Annotated in this window: 18 protein-coding genes and 2 tRNA genes; 12 read left to right on the top strand and 8 right to left on the bottom strand. The window is 72.6% G+C overall.

Annotated features, from left to right (window positions below):
• Window positions 1–30: 30 nt before the first annotated feature.
• Window positions 31–1,764: a thiamine pyrophosphate-dependent enzyme gene (locus BV907_RS08640; RefSeq protein ID WP_077489324.1), complete on the bottom strand. Its 1,734-nt coding sequence runs from the start codon at window positions 1,762–1,764 to the stop codon at window positions 31–33.
• Window positions 1,765–1,868: 104 nt separating this feature from the next.
• On the opposite strand from BV907_RS08640, the gene BV907_RS08635 reads away from it, so the two are divergent.
• Together BV907_RS08635 and BV907_RS08630 are read left to right on the top strand one after the other, a co-directional pair.
• Window positions 1,869–4,073 carry a RecQ family ATP-dependent DNA helicase gene (locus tag BV907_RS08635; RefSeq protein WP_077489323.1) on the top strand — a complete coding sequence of 735 codons (2,205 nt, stop codon included), beginning with the start codon at window positions 1,869–1,871 and terminating at the stop codon, window positions 4,071–4,073.
• 143 nt (window positions 4,074–4,216) lie between these two features.
• Window positions 4,217–5,212, top strand: coding sequence for a hypothetical protein (locus BV907_RS08630; RefSeq protein ID WP_077489322.1), 996 nt, complete (start codon window positions 4,217–4,219; stop codon window positions 5,210–5,212).
• A gap of 95 nt (window positions 5,213–5,307) precedes the next feature.
• On the opposite strand, the gene BV907_RS08625 is transcribed toward BV907_RS08630, so the two are convergent.
• Both BV907_RS08625 and BV907_RS08620 read right to left on the bottom strand, forming a co-directional pair.
• Window positions 5,308–5,396, bottom strand: a tRNA-Ser gene (locus BV907_RS08625).
• 59 nt (window positions 5,397–5,455) lie between these two features.
• Window positions 5,456–7,573 carry a prolyl oligopeptidase family serine peptidase gene (locus BV907_RS08620; protein WP_077489321.1) on the bottom strand — a complete coding sequence of 706 codons (2,118 nt, stop codon included), beginning with the start codon at window positions 7,571–7,573 and terminating at the stop codon, window positions 5,456–5,458.
• A gap of 38 nt (window positions 7,574–7,611) precedes the next feature.
• Between BV907_RS08620 and BV907_RS08615 the strand changes: the two genes are divergently transcribed.
• Window positions 7,612–9,576 (top strand): FAD/NAD(P)-binding protein, encoded by a 1,965-nt coding sequence (locus BV907_RS08615; RefSeq protein ID WP_077489320.1) that lies wholly within the window; start codon window positions 7,612–7,614, stop codon window positions 9,574–9,576.
• Window positions 9,577–10,002: 426 nt separating this feature from the next.
• Here BV907_RS08615 and BV907_RS08610 read toward each other — a convergent pair whose 3' ends face one another.
• Window positions 10,003–10,797, bottom strand: a complete 795-nt coding sequence (locus BV907_RS08610) for a VOC family protein (RefSeq protein ID WP_077489319.1) — start codon at window positions 10,795–10,797, stop codon at window positions 10,003–10,005.
• Between the two features lie 133 nt (window positions 10,798–10,930).
• A tRNA-Ser gene (locus tag BV907_RS08605) sits at window positions 10,931–11,018 on the bottom strand.
• Window positions 11,019–11,092: 74 nt separating this feature from the next.
• Between BV907_RS08605 and BV907_RS08600 the strand changes: the two genes are divergently transcribed.
• The 7 genes from BV907_RS08600 to BV907_RS08570 all read left to right on the top strand — a co-directional run bounded on the left by BV907_RS08600 (window position 11,093) and on the right by BV907_RS08570 (window position 17,526).
• The gene (locus tag BV907_RS08600) at window positions 11,093–12,076 is read left to right on the top strand and encodes an NAD(P)H-quinone oxidoreductase (RefSeq protein WP_077489318.1); all 984 of its coding nucleotides are present in this window, start codon (window positions 11,093–11,095) and stop codon (window positions 12,074–12,076) included.
• Window positions 12,077–12,271: 195 nt separating this feature from the next.
• Window positions 12,272–14,548, top strand: a complete 2,277-nt coding sequence (locus BV907_RS08595; RefSeq protein ID WP_077489317.1) for a carbon starvation CstA family protein — start codon at window positions 12,272–12,274, stop codon at window positions 14,546–14,548.
• Window positions 14,548–14,799 (top strand): YbdD/YjiX family protein, encoded by a 252-nt coding sequence (locus BV907_RS08590; protein ID WP_077489316.1) that lies wholly within the window; start codon window positions 14,548–14,550, stop codon window positions 14,797–14,799. Before BV907_RS08595 ends, BV907_RS08590 begins: the two co-directional genes overlap by 1 nt.
• Before the next feature lie 158 nt (window positions 14,800–14,957).
• On the top strand, window positions 14,958–15,524 hold the full coding sequence (locus BV907_RS08585) for a bacterial proteasome activator family protein (RefSeq protein ID WP_139346683.1): 567 nt from the start codon (window positions 14,958–14,960) through the stop codon (window positions 15,522–15,524).
• Window positions 15,525–15,532: 8 nt separating this feature from the next.
• Window positions 15,533–15,973 (top strand): hypothetical protein, encoded by a 441-nt coding sequence (locus tag BV907_RS08580; RefSeq protein ID WP_077489314.1) that lies wholly within the window; start codon window positions 15,533–15,535, stop codon window positions 15,971–15,973.
• Between the two features lie 100 nt (window positions 15,974–16,073).
• Window positions 16,074–16,928: an aldo/keto reductase gene (locus BV907_RS08575; RefSeq protein ID WP_077489313.1), complete on the top strand. Its 855-nt coding sequence runs from the start codon at window positions 16,074–16,076 to the stop codon at window positions 16,926–16,928.
• A gap of 76 nt (window positions 16,929–17,004) precedes the next feature.
• Window positions 17,005–17,526 (top strand): DNA mismatch endonuclease Vsr, encoded by a 522-nt coding sequence (locus BV907_RS08570; RefSeq protein ID WP_077489312.1) that lies wholly within the window; start codon window positions 17,005–17,007, stop codon window positions 17,524–17,526.
• On the opposite strand, the gene BV907_RS08565 is transcribed toward BV907_RS08570, so the two are convergent.
• The gene (locus BV907_RS08565; RefSeq protein WP_077489311.1) at window positions 17,512–19,299 is read right to left on the bottom strand and encodes a glycoside hydrolase family 15 protein; all 1,788 of its coding nucleotides are present in this window, start codon (window positions 19,297–19,299) and stop codon (window positions 17,512–17,514) included. The two genes, BV907_RS08570 and BV907_RS08565, sit on opposite strands and share 15 nt — an antisense overlap.
• 169 nt (window positions 19,300–19,468) lie before the next feature.
• On the opposite strand from BV907_RS08565, the gene BV907_RS08560 reads away from it, so the two are divergent.
• Window positions 19,469–19,987, top strand: a complete 519-nt coding sequence (locus BV907_RS08560) for a hypothetical protein (RefSeq protein ID WP_077489310.1) — start codon at window positions 19,469–19,471, stop codon at window positions 19,985–19,987.
• Between the two features lie 55 nt (window positions 19,988–20,042).
• Here BV907_RS08560 and BV907_RS08555 read toward each other — a convergent pair whose 3' ends face one another.
• Window positions 20,043–20,945 carry an SDR family oxidoreductase gene (locus BV907_RS08555; protein WP_077489309.1) on the bottom strand — a complete coding sequence of 301 codons (903 nt, stop codon included), beginning with the start codon at window positions 20,943–20,945 and terminating at the stop codon, window positions 20,043–20,045.
• Between the two features lie 145 nt (window positions 20,946–21,090).
• On the opposite strand from BV907_RS08555, the gene BV907_RS08550 reads away from it, so the two are divergent.
• The gene (locus tag BV907_RS08550) at window positions 21,091–22,041 is read left to right on the top strand and encodes a DNA topoisomerase IB (protein ID WP_077489308.1); all 951 of its coding nucleotides are present in this window, start codon (window positions 21,091–21,093) and stop codon (window positions 22,039–22,041) included.
• On the opposite strand, the gene BV907_RS08545 is transcribed toward BV907_RS08550, so the two are convergent.
• A complete protein-coding gene (locus BV907_RS08545; protein WP_077489307.1) occupies window positions 22,038–22,448 on the bottom strand; it encodes a hypothetical protein in 411 nt (136 codons plus the stop codon). The two genes, BV907_RS08550 and BV907_RS08545, sit on opposite strands and share 4 nt — an antisense overlap.
• Between the last annotated feature and the right edge of the window lie 116 nt (window positions 22,449–22,564).

Genomic DNA, 22,564 nt, shown 5'->3' with positions numbered 1-22,564 from the left:
TGCGGGATCCGCGGCTGCGGACGGGAAGGGTCAGTACGCCTTGACGCGCTGCTCGACCACGAGGTGGATGAGGGCGAACACGCCGTCCTCGTCGATCGCCTTGAGCGCGGCCTCGAGGGCGGCCGGGACGTCAGCGTCCTTCTCGACCCGGACGCCGAAGCCGCCGAAGGCCTGGGCCATGAGCGCGAAGTCCGGGTTCTTCAGCTGGGTCCCGGAGATGCGCTCGGGGTAGTGCCGTTCCTGGTGGGTGCGGATCGTGCCGTACTCCTGGTTGTCCATGACGACCACGAGTGGGGTCGCCCCGTACTGGGCCGCTGTGGCGAGCTCCTGGCCGTTCATGAGGAACTCCCCGTCGCCCGCGATGGTCACGACGCGGCGGCCCGGGTGGGCGAGCGAGGCCGCGATCGCGGACGGCACGGAGTAGCCCATCGAGCCGTTGCGGGCCGAGATCATGGACGCGTAGCGCTGGGTCGGGAAGTAGCGGTGGGCCCAGTTGGTGTGCTCGCCCGCGCCGAGGGTGACCATGGCGTCCTCGGGCAGGTCTTCGCAGAGGTTGGCCATGAGGGTGTCCATGCGGGCCGGACCGTCGGTGGGCTCGGCCGGCGGGAGGGCGGAGAACTTCTCCTGCTCGATGCGCATCCGCTCGGTCCAGGCCTTCCATTCCTCGCGGACGGGCAGGTTCATCATGACGAGGTCGCGCACGAACACGTCCGGCTTGGCCACGATCTGGTAGGAGACCGGGCCGGAGCGGCCGCGCAGGGACGGGTCGATCGTGACGAGGAAGTTCTTCTTGCCCCAGTCCTGCCGGCAGACGAAGCCGTCGGTGATGACGTCGCCGGGAACGGTGCCGACGAAGACGAGCAGGTCCGTCTCCTCGAACAGGTTGTAGGTCGGCTTGGGCCGGCCGTAGCCGATCGGTCCGACGTAGGACGGCGAGTCGAACGGGATGGTGCCCTCGCAGCGCCACTCCGCGGCGGCCGGGATGTTGTGGTCCTCGAGCCAGTTCGTCAGGGCGGTCGCGCCCTCCTGGGTCCAGTCGTTGCCGCCGACGACGAAGAGCGGCTTCTCGGCCTCGGACAGGGCGGACTTGAGCGTCTTCCAGTCGGTGACGGTCATGCCGCCGTTCGCGACCGGGATGGCCGGGTGGATGGCCGGGTCGATCTGCTGCTGGATGACGTCCTCGGGGAGGCCGACGACGACCGGGCCGGGACGGCCGCTCATCGCGGCGAACATGGCCTCGGCCACGAGCTCCGAGGCGCGCTCGGCGTGATCCAGGACCATGACGCGCTTGGCCCCGGTGTCGAACCAGGACTTGATGTCGAACTCCTGGAAGGCCTCGCGGTCGCGGTGCGCGAACGGGATGAGGCCCACGAACAGGACCATCGGCGTCGAGTCCTGCCAGGCGGTGTGCAGGCCCACGTGCGCGTTCGCGGCGCCCGGGCCGCGGGTGACCATCGCGATGCCGGGGACCTGGTTCATCTTCCCGTCGGCCTCGGCCATGTACGCCGCGCCGCCCTCGTGCCGGCACACGACCGTCTCGACCTCGGACTCGTGCAGCCCGTCGAGCACATCGAGGAACGACTCGCCGGGGACGACGTAGGTCCGGGTGACACCGTGCGCGATGAGCGAATCGACGATCACATGTCCCGCGGACTTCGTCGTGGGGGCCGCCTCCGGGGCGGCCAGCTCGGCCGTGCCGTTTGCGGGCAGGCTGGAGTCTGCAGGCAGGCTGGAATCGGACAGGAGCGGCGCCGTTGCCGTCATGGGAGTGTCATCCTTCTCTTTGGCACTGAGATTTCATCCACCGTAACGGGGGCGGGGCGCCCGCGGAGCGAGAAGTGTCAGACGTCACGCCCATACTTGAGGGCATGGTCCCGAATCCCAGAACGAGCCAGCCGGACGCCCCTTCTGCCACCCTGGCGGGGGGACCCGGCGCGCCCTCCGACGGCCTGCGTGAGGAGGCCCGCGGCGTCCTCGCGAAGCTCGTGGGACGCCCCGACGCCGACTTCCACCCCGGGCAGTTCGAGGCCATCGAGGCGCTCGTCGCGCACGGCCGCCGCACGCTCGTCGTCCAGCGCACGGGCTGGGGCAAGTCCGCCGTGTACTTCGTGGCCTCGCTGCTCCTGCGCGCCCGGGGCGCCGGGCCCACGCTCATCGTCTCCCCGCTGCTGGCGCTCATGCGGGACCAGGTCGCCGCCGCGGCGCGGGCCGGGGTGCGCGCCGTCGCGATCAACTCGGCGAACCGGCTCGAGTGGGACGAGGTGCACGCGGCGCTCGAGGCGGATGCGGCCGACGTCGTGCTCATCTCCCCCGAGCGGCTCACCAATCCCGGGTTCCGCGAGCAGCACCTCCCCGAGCTCCTCGCCCGGACGGGCCTGCTCGTCGTGGACGAGGCGCACTGCATCTCGGACTGGGGCCACGACTTCCGCCCCGACTACCGGCGGATCGCCGCGCTCATCGACGATCTCCCGGGCACGGTGCCCGTGCTCGCGACGACGGCGACGGCCAACGCGCGCGTCGTGCACGACATCGAGGAGCAGCTCGGCGAGGGCGTGCTGACCCTGCGCGGCGCGCTCGGGCGCGAGTCGCTGCGCCTCGGCGTCCTGCGCCTGCCCGACGCCGGGCACCGCCTCGCGTGGCTCCTGTCCCACCTCGACGGGCTGCCCGGGAGCGGGATCATCTACACGCTCACCGTCTCGGCGGCGGAGGACACGGCCCGCATCCTCTCTGGCGCCGGCCTTCGGGTCCTCGCCTACACGGGCAAGACGGACACGGCCGAGCGCGAGCAGGCCGAGCAGCTGCTCAAGGACAACCAGGTCAAGGCGCTCGTGGCCACCTCGGCCCTCGGGATGGGCTTCGACAAGCCGGACCTCGGCTTCGTGGTCCACCTCGGCGCGCCGTCGAGCCCCGTCGCGTACTACCAGCAGGTCGGCCGGGCGGGCCGCGGCGCGGCGAACGCCGACGTCCTGCTCCTGCCCGGCCCCGAGGACCGGGACATCTGGCGCTACTTCGCCACGGCGTCGATGCCGGACGAGCGCAAGGCACACGCCGTCGTCGCGGCGCTCGCGGAGGCCGGGAGGCCTCTCTCGACCGTCGCCCTTGAGTCGCTCGTCGAGCTGCGCCGCACGCAGCTCGAGCTCCTGCTCAAGGTGCTCGCGGTCGACGGCGCGGTCGAGCGCGTGGGCGGCGGCTGGCAGGCCACGGGGCTGCTCTGGGAGTACGACGGCGAGCGGTACGCGCGCATCGCCGAGGCCCGGGTCGCCGAGCAGGACTCGATGATCGTGTACGAGGAGACCTCGGGGTGCCGGATGGAATACATCACGAGTGTCCTCGACGACGAGACGGCCGCCCCGTGCGGGCGCTGCGACAACTGCGCGGGGCGCTGGTTCCCCGGGGACGTGGACACGTCCGTGCTCGAGACGGCGGGGAAGCAGCTGCGGCATCCGGGCGTCCCGATCGAGCCGCGGGCGCAGTGGCCGAGCGGGATGGACAAGCTCGGGGTGGGCGCCAAGGGCAGGATCCCGGCCGAGGAGCAGCTCGCCGAGGGACGCGCGCTCGCCCGGTTGACGGACCTCGGCTACGGCGGGCCCCTGCGGGACCTCTTCGCCGCCGGGGCCCCGGACGGCGAGGTCCCCGTCGGGCTGCGCTCGGCGTGCGTCGAGCTCCTGTCATCGTGGGCGCGCGGCGATTCACCGGCTGGGCCGTGGAGCGGCGCGGGCCGCCCGGGCGCCGTCGTGAGCGTGCCCTCGGCGACCCGGCCGCATCTCGTCGACTCGCTCGCCCGCGGCATCGCCGAGGTCGGGCGCCTGCCCTACCTCGGGGCGCTCGAGCGCACGCCGTCGGCCCGCCCGGGCCAGTCCGGCGGGAACAGCGCGTTCCGGCTCGCGGGGGTCTGGGAGGCCTTCGACGTCGGGCCCGAGCTGCGGGAGGCGCTCGCGGGGCTCGCCGGCCGGCCGGTCCTGCTCGTCGACGACCTCGTCGACAGCCGGTGGACCTTGACCGTCGCGGGGCGCCTCCTGCGCCGTGCGGGGGCCGGGGCCGTCCTGCCTCTCGCGCTCGCCCAGGCCGGCTGACACCGTCCGGCGCCTCCCACCGTCGGGGGCTGACCGGCGGCGCGCGCAACACTTGGTGTGGCGCAGGTCACGCAATGATCACGAAATGGTCTCGAGTGAGTAGGCTAGGAACGATCGCAATCCCTGCCCAGGAGAACCCTGACGTGACGTATCCCGCCCCGCCGAGCGTTCACCGGTGGGCCCTCCGTGCCCTCCTGCTCGCCATCACGGCAGTGTGCGCCCTCGGTGCCCTGACGGCGGTGGGGCTGGCGGGCGCGGCGCCGGCCGCGGCAACCCAGGGCGGGGCGGATCCGGCGGTGAACGCGTCCACCACGCCCGAGCCGCAGCCGACGGACACGGCGTCGCCCGCACCGTCCCCGACGCCCGGCTATGCCGAGGCGAGCCTCGTCCGCTCGGCCTGCGACACCGTGCAGCTGTCGGCACGGACCGAAGCGGGCCGCACGCTCGCCTACCGCATCGCCGACGAGGCCGGACGGGTCGCGGCGTCGGGCACCTTCACCGGATCCCTCGACGCCGCCCTCCCGGTGACGGCCGGCCACACCTACACCGCCCACGTGAGCGAGGGTGCAGACGGCGGGTCCCTCGCGAGTTCCGCCTCGGCGGACCTGCGGGAGCCCTGCCCCGTCGCCGTCGCCGCGGATGCCCCCCACTTCGACGACCAGTGCGGGGCCGAGCGCGACGCCGTCGTCGTGCCGCTCATCATCGGCGTCGACTACCGCGTGGGGGAGGCCGAGCTCGCACCCGGCGCGAACGCCGCGCACGGGCACGTGACCGTCGAGGCATCGGCGCGGCCGGGCTACGCGCTCAATGGCCCCTCTCGCTGGGTGCACGCGTTCATCTCCGAGCCGTGCCCCGCGACGGCGCCGCCCGCGGTCGGCCCCGTGACGCCGGCTTCGATCGCCCCGGAGCCCCAGCCCGGGACCGTGCCCCCGCCGACGGAGACGGCTGCGCCGGGCGCCGCCGCGCCGTCGTCCGCCGCCCCCACCGTCGTGCCGACCTCCGATGCCACCCCGCCGCGGACGTCCGCCGAACCGTCCTCGCAGACCGGCGTCGCGGCCCCCGGTCCGCTCGCGTGGGGGATCATGATCTCGCTCGTCGTGGCCGGCGGCGTCTTCTTCTGGTCCAAGACCCGGCACTGAGCCCGCCGGACCGGCGCCGTGCCGGCGGGCGTCCTGCCCCGAGAGCAAGAAAGCACCCCCAGTCGCAACTGGGGGTGCCTCTTCTTCTCACGCCGCGGAGACGGGGGGATTTGAACCCCCGGTCCAAGTTTCCCCGGACCCTTCATTAGCAGTGAAGTCCATTCGGCCGCTCTGGCACGTCTCCTTGCTATCGCTAGCTCCCCAAGGTTACCCAGATGACCGGGGGAGACGCAAAAGCGCCCCTCACGCGCCGTCGAGCGTGTGCAGCGTGCCGGTGAGGGCACGCCAGAGGAAGCTCTGGCTGCGTGCCTGGAGGGAGGCCGCCTGCCGGTTGTCCGAGGCCCCGGCGTGGCCGCCCTCGAGGGCCTCGTGGAACCACACGTTCGGGATGCCCATGGCCAGCATCCGCGCGGCCATCTTCCGCGCCTGGACCGGGCCGACCCGGTCGTCGGAGGTCGCGGTCCAGATGAACGTGTCCGGGTACTCCACGCCGTCCCGCAGGAGGTGGTACGGCGAGAACGTCCTGAGCCAGTCCCACTCCTCGGGGACCTCGGGATCGCCGTATTCCGCGATCCACGAGTACCCGGCGGAGAGCTTCGTGTACCGGCGCATGTCCAACAGCGGCACGCCGCACGAGATCGCGCCGAAGAGCCCGGGATAGGAGACGAGCATGTTGCCCACGAGCAGCCCGCCGTTGGACCCGCCGGAGCAGCCGAGGTGCTCGGGCGAGGTGACCTCGCGGCGAACGAGGTCCTGCGCCACGGCGGCGAAGTCCTCGTAGGCCCGGTGGCGGTTCCCCTTGAGCGCGGCCTGGTGCCACGAGGGCCCGTACTCGCCGCCGCCGCGGATGTTCGCCACGACGTACACGCCGCCGCGCTCCAGCCACGCGCGCCCCACGGTCCCGCTGTAGGCCGGGGTCCGGGCGATCTCGAACCCGCCGTAGCCGCTCAGCTGCGTCGGCGCAGTCCCGTCGAGCTCGAGGCCGCGCGGGGAGATCTGGAAGTACGGCACGCGCGTGCCGTCGGCGGAGGTCGCAAAGTGCTGCTCGACGGTGCACCGGGACTCGTCGAAGAACGACGGCGCCCGCTTGACCGGCGCGCTATCCTCGCCGAGGGTGCCGCGCAGGAGCGTCGTCGGGGTGAGGAAGCCGGTGGCAATGAGCCAGTAGTCGTCTCCGGCCTCGGGGTCCTCGTCGTCCACCGCGTAGCTCTCGACGAGGTGCAGCGGGGGGCACGCGTCGAGCGCCTCGGCCGGCCACGCGCCGTCGTGCGCGGGGGCGAGCACACGGATCTCGGACGAGACGTCGCGCAGGAGGTTGAGCATGAGCCGGCTCCGGGTCCAGGACCACGACTGGAGGGAGGTGTGCTCGTCCGGCGCGAACAGGAGGGTGAGCTCTCGTGAGCCGGCCATGAAGGCCTCGAAGTCCGCGGCGAGCAGCGAGCCGGCGGCGAAGAGGTTTCCCTCGAGCTCCCAGTCCCGCTGCGGGCGGAAGAGGATCCACTCGCGATGGAGGTCCACATCGACGTCGGTCGGAACCGGGATCCGGGCCCACGCGCCGTCCCTCCACACCGAGTGCTGGACGTCGAAGAAGCTGATCCTGTCGCTCGCGATGATGCGCTCGAAGCCGGGGGTGTCGTCGAAGCCGGCGCCGGCCATCATGTGCTCGGCCGGGACCTCGAAGATGACCTCGGCGTCCTCGAGCGAGCCGCCGCGCGGAAGGCGGCGCACGATTCGCGGGTAGGAGGACGTCGTCACGGCGTCCTCGCCGAGGGTCGAGGAGACGAGGAGGGTGTCGGCGTCGAGCCAGTCCACCCCGCCCTTGGCCGCCGGAAGGGAGAAGCCGCCCGCCGCGGGGTCGATGAAGGCTCGGTCCTCGACGTCGTACTCTCGCAGCGCGGCCGCATCTCCGCCGTCAGGGGAGAGCCGGACCATGCAGCGGCGCCACGATACGCCGTCCTCGGGCCGCAGGAAGCTGGCGCCGCCCCACACCCACTCGGCGCCCTCGGTGGCCGCGAGCGCGTCGAGGTCGAGGACGGTCTGCCACTCGGGCGCCTCGGTGACGTAGCTGTCCCAGCGCGTGCGCCGCCACAGGCCCTTGGGGTGCTCGGCGTCGCGCCAGAAGTTGTAGTACCAGGGGCCGCGCTTGGCCACCATGGGGATCCGCTCCGAGGAGTCCATGACCTCGAGGATCCGTGCCTCGAGCTCAGGGTAATGGCCGGACTCGAGGAGCTCCTCGGTGCGCGCGTTCTGCTCGCGGACCCAGGCCAGCTGGTCCTCGCCATGGATGTCCTCGAGCCACAGGTTCTCGTCGACGGGCTCGCCCGGTGCGTGGGCCAGCGTCTGCGCGGGGTCGGCACTCATGAGGCCATCCTTGCACGGCACGCATTAAGCTCAACCCTATGGTTCGGGGCGGGATGCTGCGCGTTGCGGTGGTTGGCGGCGGCCCCCGCGGCGCCTCCGCCGTCGAGCGCCTCCTCGCCAACGCCGCCCAGCGCGCGGACTCCGGGAGCCTCTCTCCGGGCCTAGAGATCACCGTCTACGATCCCTTCGAGCCAGGCCCCGGCCGCGTGTGGCGGACCGGGCAGCCCCGGCTGTTCCTCATGAACACGCAGGCCTTCTACCCGACGCTCATCCCCAGCGAGCCCGGCCTCGCGCCGCCCCTCGCCGGCGGGAGCTTCGACGAGTGGCGGGCCGCCGAGCGCGCCGCGGCCAAGGCCGGTCGCAGCGACCTGGCCCCGCAGGAGCAGGCCGAGCTGCTGGCCCTCGAGTCCCGCGACTTCGCGCCCCGCGCGCTGTACGGCCGCTACCTCGCCCGGACCTGGCAGGCCGTGACCGAGGCCGCCCCCGCCGGGACGGCGGTCCGGCACGTCGCCCAGGAGGTCGTGCGCGTGGGCCGCACTCCGCGCGGGTTCGCACTGACCCTCGCGAGCGGGCGAGCGAGGGAGGCGGACGCCGTCGTCCTCGCGCTCGGCCATGTGCCGACGCAGCTGGGCCGCGAGCAGCGAGCCCTGGCCGACGCCGCGGCCCGGCTCGGGCTGCACTACTTCCCTCCCGCGGCGCCCGCCGACGTCGACTGGGACGTGCTCCCGGCGGGCGAGACCGTGCTCGTGCGCGGGATGGGCCTGAATTTCTTCGACGCCCTGGTCCAACTCACGCAGGGCCGCGGCGGGCGCTTCGCCGAGGCCGCCCACGGACGGCTCGCCTACACGCCGAGCGGGCGGGAGCCGCGGATCGTCGCGGCCTCGCGCCGGGGCGTGCCGTACCGCGGCAAGGCCGACCTCGGGGCGTACTACGCGCCCTCGGTCACCCTGCGCTGGTTCACCCGGGAGGCCGCGCTCGCGCCGCGCCGGGCCGGCATCGAGCCCTCCTTCGACCAGGACCTCTGGCCGCTCCTGCATCGGGACGCCCTGTGGGCCTACTATTCGACGCTCGTGCGCGTCGAGGCCGAGTCCGTGGACGCCGGGTTCCTCGACAAGCTCGCCGCCGCGCTGGCCATCGAGGGTCCCGGGTGGGAACACGCGGCGTCGCAGGCCGCGCACGACGGCGTGTCCCCGGCCCGGCGTCTGGACCTCCGGGCGCTCGGCGCGCCGCTGGCCGGGTGGCACGCGCGGGACAGGGCCCAGCTCGACGCCCGGGTGCTCGCCCACCTCGACGAGGACGCGGCCGGCTCCTCGCGCGGCGAGGACGACCCCGTCAAGATGGCCATTGCCGCCCTTCACCGCGGCAGGGCCGTGCTCAAGGAGGCCGTCGCGGACGGCGGCATCACCGAGGAGTCCTGGGCCTCGGGTCTGCGCGGGTGGTTCGAAGGCCTCGTCGAGGGCCTCGCGAGCGGGCCGCCGTCGCTGAGAATCCGCCAGCTCGCCGCCCTCATGCGCGCCGGCGTCGTGGGCACGGTGGGGCCGGAGCCGCGCTTCGGAGCCGAGCGTGCCGGGGAGGCCGGGCCGTCCTTCACCGCCGCCTCGCCGTGGGTCGGGGGGCCTCGGGTCCGGGCCCGGTATCTCGTCGAGGCCCTCGCCCCAGCCAACTGGGTAGCGCAGGCCGACTCGCCGCTCCTCGCCGGCCTGCTGGCCGATGGGCTGGCGCGCCCGCGCTTCCTCGCGGGGGCCGACGGGGCTCCGCAGCCCTCGAGCGGGCTCGATGTCACCCCGCCGCCCTACCGGTCCCTCGATGTCAACGGGCATCCGGTCGCCGGCCTCTATGTCCTGGGGCTCCAGCTCTCGGCCGTCCAATGGGGTACGGCGATCGCCGCCGAGGCCCACCCGTTTGGCGAGCCCGGCGAGGCGCACGACGGCGCACCCTACCCGAGCGCGCAGCGAACCCTCCGGGACGCCGACGCCATCGCCCGCGACATCCTCCGCCCCTAGGCTTTCGGGTACGTATCTCGTCGCGGAATCCCTCTTCCGGGTACGCACCTCGAGCCCCGTCGATGTCTCACGACATCGTGGACACGTCGGCGCGTCCTGAGTGGAGGCGGGCCCGGTGCGACAGATGCGGATCTCGGCTGCCATTGCGCTTTCGGACTGAACTGTCCACGGTCTCGTGAGACGCACTGTCCACGATGTCCTGAGACATGGGTGTCTCTTCGGTCCTGCGGCATGCCGTTGCTGGTCAGCGTTCAGGCACAACGGCGGCCGGCGGCCTCCCGTGGAAGCCGCCGGCCGTCATCGTTGTCCGACTCGTGTACCCCCAACCCCGGATCGGCGTCGAGATACGTACCCGGAATGGGGGTGTGGCTCGAGATATGTACCCGAGAGGCCTCGGCGTGTCGCCCTGCGTTCCCCGCTGGGGGCCTACTCGGCCTGGCCTCCCTGCCGGAGGTCCTGCATGATCTTGAAGACCGCCCCGGTGGGGTCCGTGAGGGTCGCGAGCCGCCCGAACGGCGTGTCCTCGGGGCCCTGGAGGACGGTCGCGCCGCGCACGGTGGCCTTGGCGATGGCCTCGTCGGCGTCGTCGACACCCCAGTAGATCTGCCAGTTGTTGGGCATGCCGTCGGGGAGGGCCGACGTCGCGTCGAAGATCCCCGCCCTGGCGTCCCTGCCGGCCCCGAGCGTCGTGTACCGCATCTCGGGGGTGTCGCTCATCACGTCGGTCTCCCAGCCGAGGGCCTTGCGGTAGAAGTCCACGCTCGCCTCGTAGGCGCGGGTGTGCAGCTCGAACCATACGGGCGAGCCGGGCTCCGCCACCTTGCTGAACCCTGGCATCGGTCCGGGCTGCCAGGCGCCGAAGACTGCCCCGCCCGCGTCGGAGAACATCGCCATGTGCCCCTGCTCGGGCACCTCCATGGGCGGCATGAACACGTTCCCGCCCGCCTCCGCCACGGCGTCCGCCGTCGCGTTGATGTCCGCCGACGCGAGGAAGACGCTCCAGACGTCCGGCATGGCGGCCTGGTCCTCGGTCTTCCGCATGAGGCCCGCGACCGGCGCCCCGTCCTTGGAGGCGGTGGTGTATCCGCCGTACTTCTCCTCGTCCCCCGTCTCGTACGTCCAGCCGAAGATCTCGGCATAGAACTCCTTGGCGTTCTCGAGGTCGCTCGTGGTCAGGTCGGCCCAGCAGGGGGCTCCGGGCGTGATCTCGGGCGTGGGCATGGTGACTCCTTCAGTCGGTGGATCTCAGGTGTCTCGCCTAACGCCCACGACGCTATGCGGGTCCTCCGACAGTTTTCAAGGATGACAGCGCGAAAGGCGGCGCCCCGGACTGGGACGCCGCCTCACGTGAGCGCGGAAGGTAAGGGATTTGAACCCTTGGTACGGGGTGACCGCACACTGGTTTTCAAGACCAGCTCCATAGGCCGCTCGGACAACCTTCCTCGTGCCTAGTAGTGTTTCACAGGCAGGTGAGCTCGAGAAACCGACGCCCTGCGGGGCTTAAGGAGCGTCCACGATGAAGGCTGTGTTCATCGCCGAGGCCGGGGGGCCTGAGGTTCTCGAACTGCGCGACATCGAGGCCCCCGTCCCCGGGCCGGGGGAGGTCCTCATCGACGTCGCCGCTGCCGGCATCAATCGCGCGGACGTGCAGCAGCGGCGAGGCTTCTACCCGCCCCCGCCGGGCGCCTCCGAGATCCCAGGGCTCGAGGTCTCGGGCCGCATCGCGGGCTTCGGCCCCGAGGTGACGCGGCCCTTCGCCGTGGGCGACCGGGTGGTCGCGCTCCTGGCCGGCGGCGGCTACGCCGAGCAGGTCGCCGTGCCCGCGGGCCAGGTGCTGCGCGTGCCCGAGGGCGTCGACCTCGTCACGGCCGCGGGCCTGCCGGAGACGGCCGCGACGGTGTACTCGAACCTGTTCATGACGGCGCAGCTGGGCCCGGGCGAGCTGCTGCTCATCCACGGCGCGACGGGCGGGATCGGTACCATGGCCGTCCAGATGGCCAAGGCCTTCGGCGCGCGCGTCGCGGCGACGGCCGGCACCGAGGAGAAGGTCAGCACGGCCCGGGCGTTCCTCGGCGTGGACCTCGCGATCAACTACCGCGACGAGGACTTCGTCGAGGCGGTGCGCAGCGCGAGCGGCGGGCGGGGCGCGGACGTGATCCTCGACGTCGTCGGCGCGAAGTACCTCGAGCGCAACGTCGAGGCGCTGGCCCCGTACGGCCGGCTCGTCGTCATCGGCCTCCAGGGCGGGGCGAAGGCCGAGCTCAACCTCGGCACCCTCCTGAGCAAGCGGGCCGCTGTCATCGGCACGGCCCTGCGGCCGCGGCCCGTCGAGGAGAAGGCCGCAATCATGGCGGCCGTGCGCGAGCACGTGTGGCCGCTCATCGAGGACGGCCGGATCAAGCCGCTCGTCGACCGCACGTTCCCGCTCGAGGAGGTGCAGGCGGCCCACGCCCACTTCGACTCGGGCGAGCACGTGGGCAAGGTCCTGCTCACCGTCTAGGCGCGGCGCACGGTCCAGGGACTCGGCGCACGACGGCGTCGCGTGCCGCGCGCGCGACCGCTCGCCGCACGCACGCCCCGCTTCGGCGCATCCGCCCCCGGGGGCGCTCCCAGAGGCGTGTGTTCTGTCGCACTCCGGGGCTAGGCTCGTCAGCGTTCCATCACCTTGGAGCCTGATCCACTCGAGGAGGAGTCAATGAGCCCCGTCTCACGCGGCGCTGGGGGAGCGTCAGAGACCACACTCGTCCAGGACCCGGCACTGCCGCCGGTCGCCGTCGACGAGTCCGTCCTGGAGGCCGAGGACCGGCGCTGGACCCCGGCCAAGATCGCCGTGTGGGTGGCCCTCGCCCTCGTTGGCGGGCTGGCCTGGGTCATGCTCGCGCTGGTCCGCGGCGAGACGGTGAATGCGATCTGGTTCGTGTTCGCCGCCGTCTGCACCTACCTCATCGCCTATCGCTTCTACTCGAAGTACATCGAGAAGCAGCTGCTCAAGCCCAACGACGTCCGCGCGACCCCGGCCGAGTACAAGGCGGACGGCAAGGACTACGTGCGCACCGACCGCAACGTGCTCTTCGGCCACCACTTCGCCGCGATCGCCGGCGCGGGCCCGCTCGTCGGCCCGGTCCTCGCCGCCCAGATGGGCTACCTGCCCGGCACGATGTGGATCATCGTCGGCGTCGTCCTCGCGGGCGCCGTGCAGGACTACCTCGTGATGTTCTTCTCCATGCGCCGCGGCGGACGCTCGCTCGGCCAGATGGCCCGGGAGGAGCTCGGCGTCGTCGGGGGCACGGCCGCCCTGCTCGCGACGCTGCTCATCATGATCATCATCGTCGCCATCCTCGCCCTCGTCGTCGTCAACGCCCTCGGCGAGAGCCCGTGGGGCGTGTTCTCCGTGGCCATGACGATCCCGATCGCGCTCTTCATGGGCGTGTACCTTCGGTTCCTCCGCCCGGGCAAGGTCATGGAGGTCTCGATCATCGGCTTCGTGCTCCTCCTGGCGGCGATCATTGGCGGCGGTGCCGTGGCCAACACCGGCTGGGGCCAGGCTCTGTTCCACCTCGACCGGGTCCCGATCGCGTGGGGCATCATCGTCTACGGCTTCATCGCCGCCGTCCTGCCCGTGTGGCTCCTGCTCGCCCCGCGCGACTACCTTTCGACCTTCATGAAGATCGGCGTGATCGTGCTCCTCGCGATCGCGATCGTGGTCGTCCGCCCTGAGGTCAGCGTCCCGGCCTTCAGTGAGTACGCATTCAAGGACAACGGCCCCGTGTTCGCGGGCGGCCTGTTCCCGTTCCTCTTCGTCACGATCGCGTGCGGTGCGCTCTCCGGCTTCCACGCGCTCATCTCTTCCGGAACGACGCCCAAGCTCGTCGAGAAGGAACGCCAGACCCGTTTCATCGGCTACGGCGGCATGCTCATGGAGTCCTTCGTCGCGATCATGGCGCTCGTCGCCGCCGTGTCGATCGACCGCGGCCTGTACTTCGTCATGAACTCCCCGGCCTCGCTCACCGGCGGGACCGTCGAGACAGCGGCGGCCTGGGTCAACGGCCTCGGCCTCGCCGGGGTCAACGTGACGCCCGAGTTCCTCGCGGGGACGGCGCAGAGCGTCGGCGAGCCGTCGATCGTCTCGCGCACGGGCGGCGCCCCGACCCTCGCCGTCGGCCTGAGCCACATCATGCAGCAGTTCATCGGCGGGGCCGGGCTGGCGGCCTTCTGGTACCACTTCGCGATCATGTTCGAGGCGCTGTTCATCCTCACCGCGGTCGACGCCGGCACGCGGGTGGCGCGCTTCATGCTCCAGGACTCGATCGGGAACGTCATCCCCAAGTTCAAGGACACCTCGTGGCGCCCCGGCGCGTGGCTCTGCACCGCCATCATGGTCGCCGGATGGGGCTACATCCTGATCCTCGGCGTGACCGACCCGCTCGGCGGCATCAACACGTTCTTCCCGCTGTTCGGCATCGCGAACCAGCTCCTCGCGGCGATCGCCCTCGCCGTGTGCCTCGCGATCGCGGCCAAGCGCGGGACGTTCCGACACCTGTGGATCGTCGCGCTGCCGCTCGCGTTCGCGGCCGTCGTGACCATCACGGCGAGCGCGTACAAGATCTTCTCGCTGGTCCCGGCCGTGGGCTACTTCGCGCAGAACGCCGCCTTCTCGCAGGCCCTCGCCGACGGCAAGACGTCCTTCGGCACGGCCCGGAGCGTGGCAGCGATGGAGGCCGTCGTGCGCAACACGATGGTCCAAGGCGTCCTGAGCGTCGTGTTCGTCGTCCTGGCGATCATCGTGATCATCACGGCGCTCATCGCGACCATGAGGGCGTTCCGGGCCGGCGGCGGGGACAGCACCGAGGATCCGGCCGTCCCGTCCCGCGTGTACGCGCCGTCGGGCCCTGTCCCGACCGCGACGGAGCGTGCTGTCCTCGACGAGTGGAAGGCCGCGGGCATCAGCACGGTCCCGGCGGCGCACCACTGATGAGCCTCACCTCGGGCGGCCCTGACGGGGGCGGGCGGACGACGGCGCTTGCCGGCGTCCGCTCGGCCCTCGCCGCCGTGCGGGCGTATCTGCGCGGGGTCATGGGCGCGGACGCGTACGAGAGGTATCTCGAGCACCACCGTGCGGAGGAGGCCGCGGGCCGCTGCGCGGCGCCGCCGCTGACCGAGAGGGAGTTCTGGCGGGACCGCACGGACCGACAGGACACCGATCCGCAGGGCCGCTGCTGCTGAAGTGGCGCTGAGCTGGGGTGTGGGAGGATGACCACATGAGTGACCGCCAGGGGAACGAGCACACGGAGACGAGATCGGAGCGGCCCGGGGGAGGGCCCACTGAGCCTCCTGCCGAGCAGCTGGTCCAGGAGGCCACCGAGGTCCCCGTCGAGGGGACGATGCTGGACGACGCCGGCACCCCGCCCGACGGCGATGCCGCCGCGGCAGGGCGGCGCGGCAAGCGTGCGAGCCTCCAGGAGCTCGTCGACGAGCCCGCCAAGGTCATGCGCATCGGCACGATGATCCGGCAGCTCCTCGAGGAGGTGAAGGGCGCACCGCTGGACGAGGCCGCCCGGAACCGCCTCGCGGCGATCCACGAGCGCTCGATCGCCGAGCTCGAGGACGGGCTCGCCCCCGAGCTCGTCGATGAGCTCCACCGCATCTCCCTCCCGTTCACCGACGCGGCCATCCCGTCCGAGTCGGAGCTCCGCGTGGCCCAGGCCCAGCTCGTCGGCTGGCTCGAGGGCCTCTTCCACGGCATCCAGACCGCCATCGCGGCGCAGCAGGCGGCCCATCAGCTCGCGGCCGCCCAGGTCCAGCTGCGCCAGCTCCCACCGGGGACGATGATCGCCCCCGGCGTCGTGATCGGCGAGAACGGCGAGCCGCAGCGCGCCCCCGGCCTGGGCCGCCTCGGCCCGCGTGGCGAACGCCAGGAACCGGACCACGGCCCCGGGCAGTACCTCTGAGCGCACCCGTGGGACTCTTCAGCACGGCGTTCCAAAGCCGGCGCGACGACGCCGAGCTCGGCAAGGGCCTCTGGCGGCGGGCCCACGACCGCTTCAAGCGTGGCCTCGACCGCTACCACCAGGTCCTCGAGGGCATCGAGGACGAGTCGCTCTACGCCGAGCTCGTCGTCATCGCGGACGCGCTCGCGGGGCTCCTTCCGCGCGTGCGCGCCGTGTGCGCCGCGGCGCAGGAGGGCGCCCCGAGCGACGGCCTCGACGTCCCGGGCGAGCTCGCCGACGTCCACCGCGCCCTCTCCAAGGCCGGCAACGCCCTCGCGACCACGGCCGAGGCCGCGGCCATGCTGCGGCTCGCTGTCGGGCCCGTGCCCGTGGGCGCGCTCTCGGTCCAGCGCCGCGCGGCGGCCGTGCTCGAGCAGGTCGAGCTCGCCGAACGCCTCGTGGCCCGCTGATTTATTCCCGCCGTCGGGGGGTTTCGCGGTCGGCGAAGATGCTGAAGAAATCGGTCTCTGCCCCTTCCCTCCGCGCTTCGCGGCGGAAAGGATGGGGCCCATGACTTCCGCTGAAACCCTGACGTCCCCCGTGCTCGCGCTCAACGATGGCACCACCATTCCCCAGCTCGGCTATGGCGTGTGGCAGGTCGAGGACGCCGTCGCCGAGCGTGTGGTCGGCGAGGCCTTCGGCGTCGGCTACCGCCACATCGACACCGCCGCGGCCTACGGCAACGAGGCAGGCGTCGGCCGCGCCATCGCGTCCTCGGGCCTGGCCCGCGAGGACCTCTACATCACGACCAAGCTCTGGAACGCCGACCAGGGCCGCGGCAGGGTGGCCCCCGCCTTCGAGGACTCGCTCGAGAAGCTCGGCCTCGAGTACGTGGACCTGTACCTCATCCACTGGCTCCTGCCCCAGCGCGGCCTCTACCTCGAGACATGGGAGGAGCTCATCAAGCTCAAGGAGTCTGGCCGGGTCCGCTCGATCGGGGTCTCCAACTTCACGGTAGAGGCCCTCGAGGAGATCGAGCGCGCGACCGGCGTCGTGCCGGTGATCAACCAGGTGGAGACGCACCCGTACTTCCAGCAGGCGCAGCTGCGCACCGTCGAGGCGGCGAAGGGGATCCTGCACGAGTCCTGGTCCCCGCTCGGCCAGGGCAAGGACCTGCTCGGCGACCCGGCTCTGGCCGCGATCGCGGACAAGCACGGCGTGAGCGTCGCGCAGGCCGTCATCGCGTGGCACCTCGCCCTCGGCAACATCGTGATCCCGAAGTCCGTCACGCCCGAGCGCATCGCGCAGAACTGGGCCTCGCTCGGCGTCACCCTCGACGCCGAGGACCTCGCCGCGATCGAGGCCCTCGACAAGGGCGCGGCCGGCCGCATCGGTCCCGATCCGGCGACGGCCGACCACGGCTGAGGGGTCGCACCCATCCGCATCCCATCCCTCAGGGGCCATCTCCAGGAGGTGGCCCCTGGCCTTGTACGCTGGCCGCATGAGCCAGGCCAGGCGTCACGGCGGGGCGGACGACGGCGGCGACTCGCCGTCGTCGTCCGTCCCGCCAGGCGCGGCACGCACCAGGGCAGCGCCCGGCACCGCCTCGTGGGCCTCGACGCCGGCGATCCGCAAGACCATGCTGGGGAACCGCTCGCGGGACACGGCGCCCGAGCTTGCGGTGCGGCGCGCGGTGCACGCCATGGGGCTGCGCTACCGGGTCGCCTACCGGCCCGAGCCGAGGCTGCGGCGCACCGCGGACCTCGTCTTCACGCGGGCGCGCGTCGCCGTTTTCATCGACGGCTGCTACTGGCACGGCTGCCCCGAGCACTACATCGAACCGGCCCGGAACGTGGACTACTGGCGGCCCAAGATCGCCCGCAACCGCGAGCGCGACGCTGAGACGAGCGCGGCGCTCGGCGAGGCGGGCTGGCGTGTGCTGCGCTTCTGGAGCCACGAGGACCCGCACGAGGTCGCCCGGCAGATCGCCGCGGCCGTGCGCGCCCCGTCAGCGGGTCGCTGAGGGGTGCTCGTCACTCGACGGGCAGCCGTGCTCGAGCGCGTGCGCCGCGTTGATGAGGCCGAAGTGGCTGAAGGCCTGCGGTGTGTTCCCGAGCTGGCGGCCCGTGCGGGGATCGTACTCCTCGCTCAGGAGCCCGACGTCGTTCTGCAGGGCGAGGAGCCGCTCGAACAGCTCCCGCGCCTCGCCCGCCCGGCCGATCCCGACGAGCGCGGCGACGAGCCAGAACGAGCACGCAAGGAATACGCCCTCCCCGGGCGGGAGCCCGTCGACGGGGGACTCGGTGCGGTACCGCCGGATGAAACCGTCGACGCTGAGCTCGCGCTGCACGGCCTCGACGGTCGCGACGACCCGTGGGTCGGCATGCGGCAGGAAGCCCACGCGCGGGATGAGCAGGAGCGCCGCGTCGAGCTCGGTCGATCCGTAGGACTGCACGAAGTGGCTCCCAGACGGGTCGAGGGCGTTGGCGAGGACGTCCCCGCGGATCTCCTCGCGCACGGCCCGCCACCGCTCGAGCGGCCCGGGCAGCCCCGCCTCGACGCCCTTGACCATGCGGTCCGCGGCGACCCATGCCATGACCTTCGAGTGCGTGAAGTGGCGCCGGGGACCGCGCATCTCCCACAGACTGTTGTCCGGCTCGCGCCAGGTCTTCTCGAGGTGGCGCATGAGCGCGCTCTGGAGGTCCCACGCGTCCCTGCTCGCGCCGAGCGCGTTGCGCGTGAGCGCCAGGACGTCGAGCACCTCGCCCCACACGTCGAGCTGGAGCTGCTCGGCCGCGGCGTTGCCCGTGCGCACCGGCGTGGCGCCCTCGTAGCCCGGGAGCCAGCCGAGCGTCGCCTCTGGAAGGCGGCGCTTGCCCGTGATGGAGTACACGATCTGCAGGTCCGCCGGGTCCCCGGCCACGGCGCGCAGGAGCCAGCTGCGCCACGCGGAGGCCTCGTCCGTGTAGCCCGCGGCGAGGAGCGGCTGGAGAGTCAGGGTCGCGTCGCGGAGCCAGCAGAGCCGGTAGTCCCAGTTCCGCTCCCCACCGGGCCACTCGGGCAGTGACGACGTCGCGGCGGCCACGATCGCCCCCGTCGGCTCGAACGTGAGCGCCTTGAGGGTGATGAGCGAGCGGTGTACGGCCTCCTTCCACGGCCCGCCCATGAGGCACCGCCCGGACCAGTCGCGCCAGAACGCGAGTGTCCGCTCGAGGGAAGCGTCGGCGTCGGGCCGCGGCGTGTAGTCCTCGTGGCTCGGGCGCCACGTGAGCACGAACGGGACGCGCTCGCCCGCGCGCACGCTGAACGACGACGCCGTGCGCAGCCCGCGTCCGGCGAGCGGCGCCGTCGTGTTCAGGTAGGCCGCGTCGGGGCCGGCGACGGCGTGCAGGACGCTGTCGCGGCGGCGCACCCACGGGACGATGTGGCCGTAGTCGAAGCGCAGCGCGAGGTCGCCCTCCATGTCCACGGCGCCGCTGACGCCCTCGACGATCCGGACGAGGTCGACGACGCGGTCACGCGGCGGCATGAAGTCCAGGACGCGCGCCTCGCCGGTGTCCGTGCGCCACGTCGTCTCGAGCACGAGCGTTTCCGGGAGGTAGCGGCGCGACGTGCACTCGCCCGCCCCGACAGGGGCGATCCGCCACCGGCCGTGCTCGGGCGTCCCGAGCAGCGCGGCGAAGCACGAGGGCGAGTCGAAGTGCGGCAGGCACAGCCAGTCGATCGAGCCGTCCCGCCCCACGAGCGCGGCCGTCTGGAGGTCGCCGAGGAGCGCGTAGTCTTCGATCCGCGACATGCCCGCACCCTACCAAGGCGCGCAGGCGTACGACGACGGTGTGCACGGCGGTGTGCGGCGCGCCGTGCGGTTCGCCCGTGCGCTTCGCCCGTGCGCTTCCGGCGGGCCATGGTTGGGTCCGCGCCCGGCGGGTAGTTCTCAAGCGCAACCACATCGAGGAGGTGGACCCATGGACGCCCTGACGACATGGATCATCATCATCGTGATCGCCCTCGCGGCTCTCGTGATCCTTGCGCTCATGTCCCGGAAGGGGCGCGCCAAGCTCGAGGAGCGCAGGCACAACCGGGCTGAGACCTTGCGCGACGAGGCCGCGGAGAAGGAGCTCTCCGTGCGCGAGCGCGAGGCCAAGAGCATGGAGGACCGCGCGCATGCCGAGCAGGCCGAGGTCGAGGCGGAACGGCTGCGCCGCCAGGCGACCGACGGCTCGGCCAATCTCCGCGAGGAACGCGAGGAGATCGCCGAGCAGCGCCGCCGGGCGGACGAGATGGATCCCCGCGTGGACGCCGACCGAGGCGCGGCCGAGCCGAGTGCGAACGAGGCCGGCAGGGGCATGACCGAGCCGAAGCGGGACGAGGCCGGCAGGGGCATGACCGAGCCGAGGACGGACGAGGCCGGCAGGGGCATGACCGAGCCGAAGCGGGACGACGCCGGCCACCGGCACACGGATCCCCGCGAGCGGCCCATCTGACGCGCCCCAGGTACGTGCCCGTTAGGGCGCGTACCTGCCCTCAGCGCCCCTGCCCTCAGAACGGCTTGCCGCCCGTCACGGGCAGCACGGCCCCGGAGATGTACCCTCCCTCGTCCGAGGCGAGGAGCACGTAGGCCGCGGCGAGCTCGGCGGGCTGGCCCGGCCTGCCGAGCGGCGTGTCCTGCCCGAAGTCCGAGATGTGGTCCGGCCATCCCGTCGATGGGATGAGCGGCGTCCAGATCGGCCCGGGCGCCACGGCGTTGATGCGGATGCCCTTGGGCCCCAGTTCGGGCGCGAGGGCCTTCACGAGCGCCACCTGCGCCGCCTTCGTCATGGCGTAGTCGAACAGGCCGGCGGACGGCTGCACGGCTTGGATCGAGCTCGTGATGATGATCGACGCGCCGGGCGCGAGGTGGGGGAGCGCGGCCCGCAGGGTCCAGAACTGGCTGTACAGGTTGGTGCGCAGCACGCGGTCGAACTCCTCCGTCGGCACTGAGTCGACGCCGTCGCGGGCCCGCTGGTATGCCGCGTTGAGCACCAGGATGTCGAGGCGGCCGAGTGCGTGCAGGACGCGCTCGGGGAGCGAGGAGCTCACCGTCTCGTCGCGCAGGTCGCCCTCGAGCACGACGGCGCGCCGCCCGGCGGCGACGATCTGGCGCTCGGTCTCGGCGGCGTCCTCCGCCTCCTCCGGCAGGTGTGTCAAGGCGACGTCGGCGCCCTCGCGGGCGAAGGCGATGGCCACGGCGCGGCCGATACCGGAGTCGCCGCCCGTGATGAGCGCGGCGCGCCCAGCGAGGCGGCTGTGGCCCTCGTAGGTGTTCTCCCCGTGATCGGGGCGTGGAGTCGTCTCGCCGGTAGTGCCCGGCGGTTCCTGCTCCTGGCGCGGCCGGCCGCCTGTCGGATGGGCTGCACGGGGGTCATCGGGTGCCGTGCTGTCGGGGGAATCGGTTTTGTCCATGGCAGACTCCGCTCGGTCGTCACGCGGGAAGGGCCGCTGCTTGACCCATGGCCACGGTAGGGCGACCCCGGGCCTCGGCGAAAGGGGGTCCGCCGGGTTGGGCGAAGATGGTTGATGCTGCTCCCGGCAGGGTACGAACAGGCGCGTGGTCCGTGCATCCTCCCCGCGCAGCGTCTGGATCCGCCGCCGCGCCGGCCGCGGATTCACCTACCGGGATGCCGACGGGCGGCGCATCTCCTCGGAGGAGGATCTCGAGCGGATCCGGGCGCTCGTCATCCCGCCCGCGTGGCGCAACGTGCGCATCGCCGCCTCGCCGAGGTCCCGCATCCAGGCCCGCGGCGTCGACGTGGCCGGACGGACGCAGTACATCTACCACGCCGCCTGGCGCCAGCGGCAGGACGCGCGGAAGTTCCGGAGGGCGCTCGAACTCGCCGACCGCCTCGCAACGGTCCGCCGCAGGGTCACCGCCGATCTCCGTGGGGCACGCGGCCCCCGGCTGCAGGCCCTCGCGGCGGGCGTGCGCCTCGTGGACCGGCTGGGGATGCGCGTGGGCGGGCGCCGGTACGCGCGCCAGTACGGGACGTTCGGAGTGACGACGCTCCAGCGAAGGCACCTGACGCTCGACGGCGACCGCATCACCTTCGACTTCCCTGGCAAGTCAGGCCTGCGGTGGTCCCTCGAACTGACCGACGCGGACCTCGCGCGGTACCTCCGGTCCCTGCCCCAGGGCGCCCCCACGGGCCACGCCCTCGGGTACGACGACGAGCAGGGCTTCAGCACGGTCGGCGCCTCGGCCCTCAACTCCTACCTCCGCGAGTGCGCGGGAATGGGCGTGAGCGCGAAGGATCTCCGGACGTGGCGGGCCACCGTCCTCGCGGCCCGCGCGCTCGCCCGGAGCCTCGAGGCGGGCGCGGGCCCCGACGTGGCCTGGCGGGCCGCCGTCGGGAAGGCCGCCGCGTGGCTCCACAACACCCCCGCGGTCGCGCGGTCCTCGTACGTCGACCCGGCGCTCCTGACGGCCTACAGGGCGGGAAGGGCGGTCCCGCCCGCCAGCCGCTCCGAGCGTGCCGTGACGCGACTGCTCCGAGACGGCTAGGCCCCCGGCGACCGGTCGGGGAAATCGTCCGTCGTGCGGGGCGCTTCAGTGTCCTCGTCGCGCGGGGTCAGGTAGCGCTCGCCGTCGTCGGTGCTCCCCACCTCGTACTCCTCGGCCACCGCGTCCATGGCGGCCTGGTCGACCGGGCCCGGGGGACGAACGGGCCCGGGATGCGGCGTCCGCCCGGCGTCGCCGTACATGGCCCCGAGTCCCTGGGAGGCGGGGGTCACATCCGCACGGCCCGGCGCGTCGTCGTCCTCCGCGTTGCGGGGGATGGGCTTCCCGGGCTCGGGGCCCTGCTCCTGGGCACCGGTCCGGTCCTCGTAGGCCTCCGGCTCTTCCCGCGGCCCGCGTCGTGCCGCCTCGCGCTCCGGCTCGTGCTCGGGGTGGGCGTGTGTGGCGCTCATCGATCCTCCTGGGTTGCTCGGCGCCGGACGGCGAGCGGCCGGCACTCTGACATCGGCTGACATCGGTGCCTCGGGGGAGGCGTTCTGCGCACCCTTACCCGGCCGATGAAGTGGGC

It is taken from the genome of Sinomonas mesophila, assembly GCF_001999765.1.
GTDB lineage: Bacteria > Actinomycetota > Actinomycetes > Actinomycetales > Micrococcaceae > Sinomonas > Sinomonas mesophila.
The sequence above is the reverse complement of the archived record's forward strand: the minus strand, read 5'-3'. Positions and strand labels throughout refer to the sequence as shown.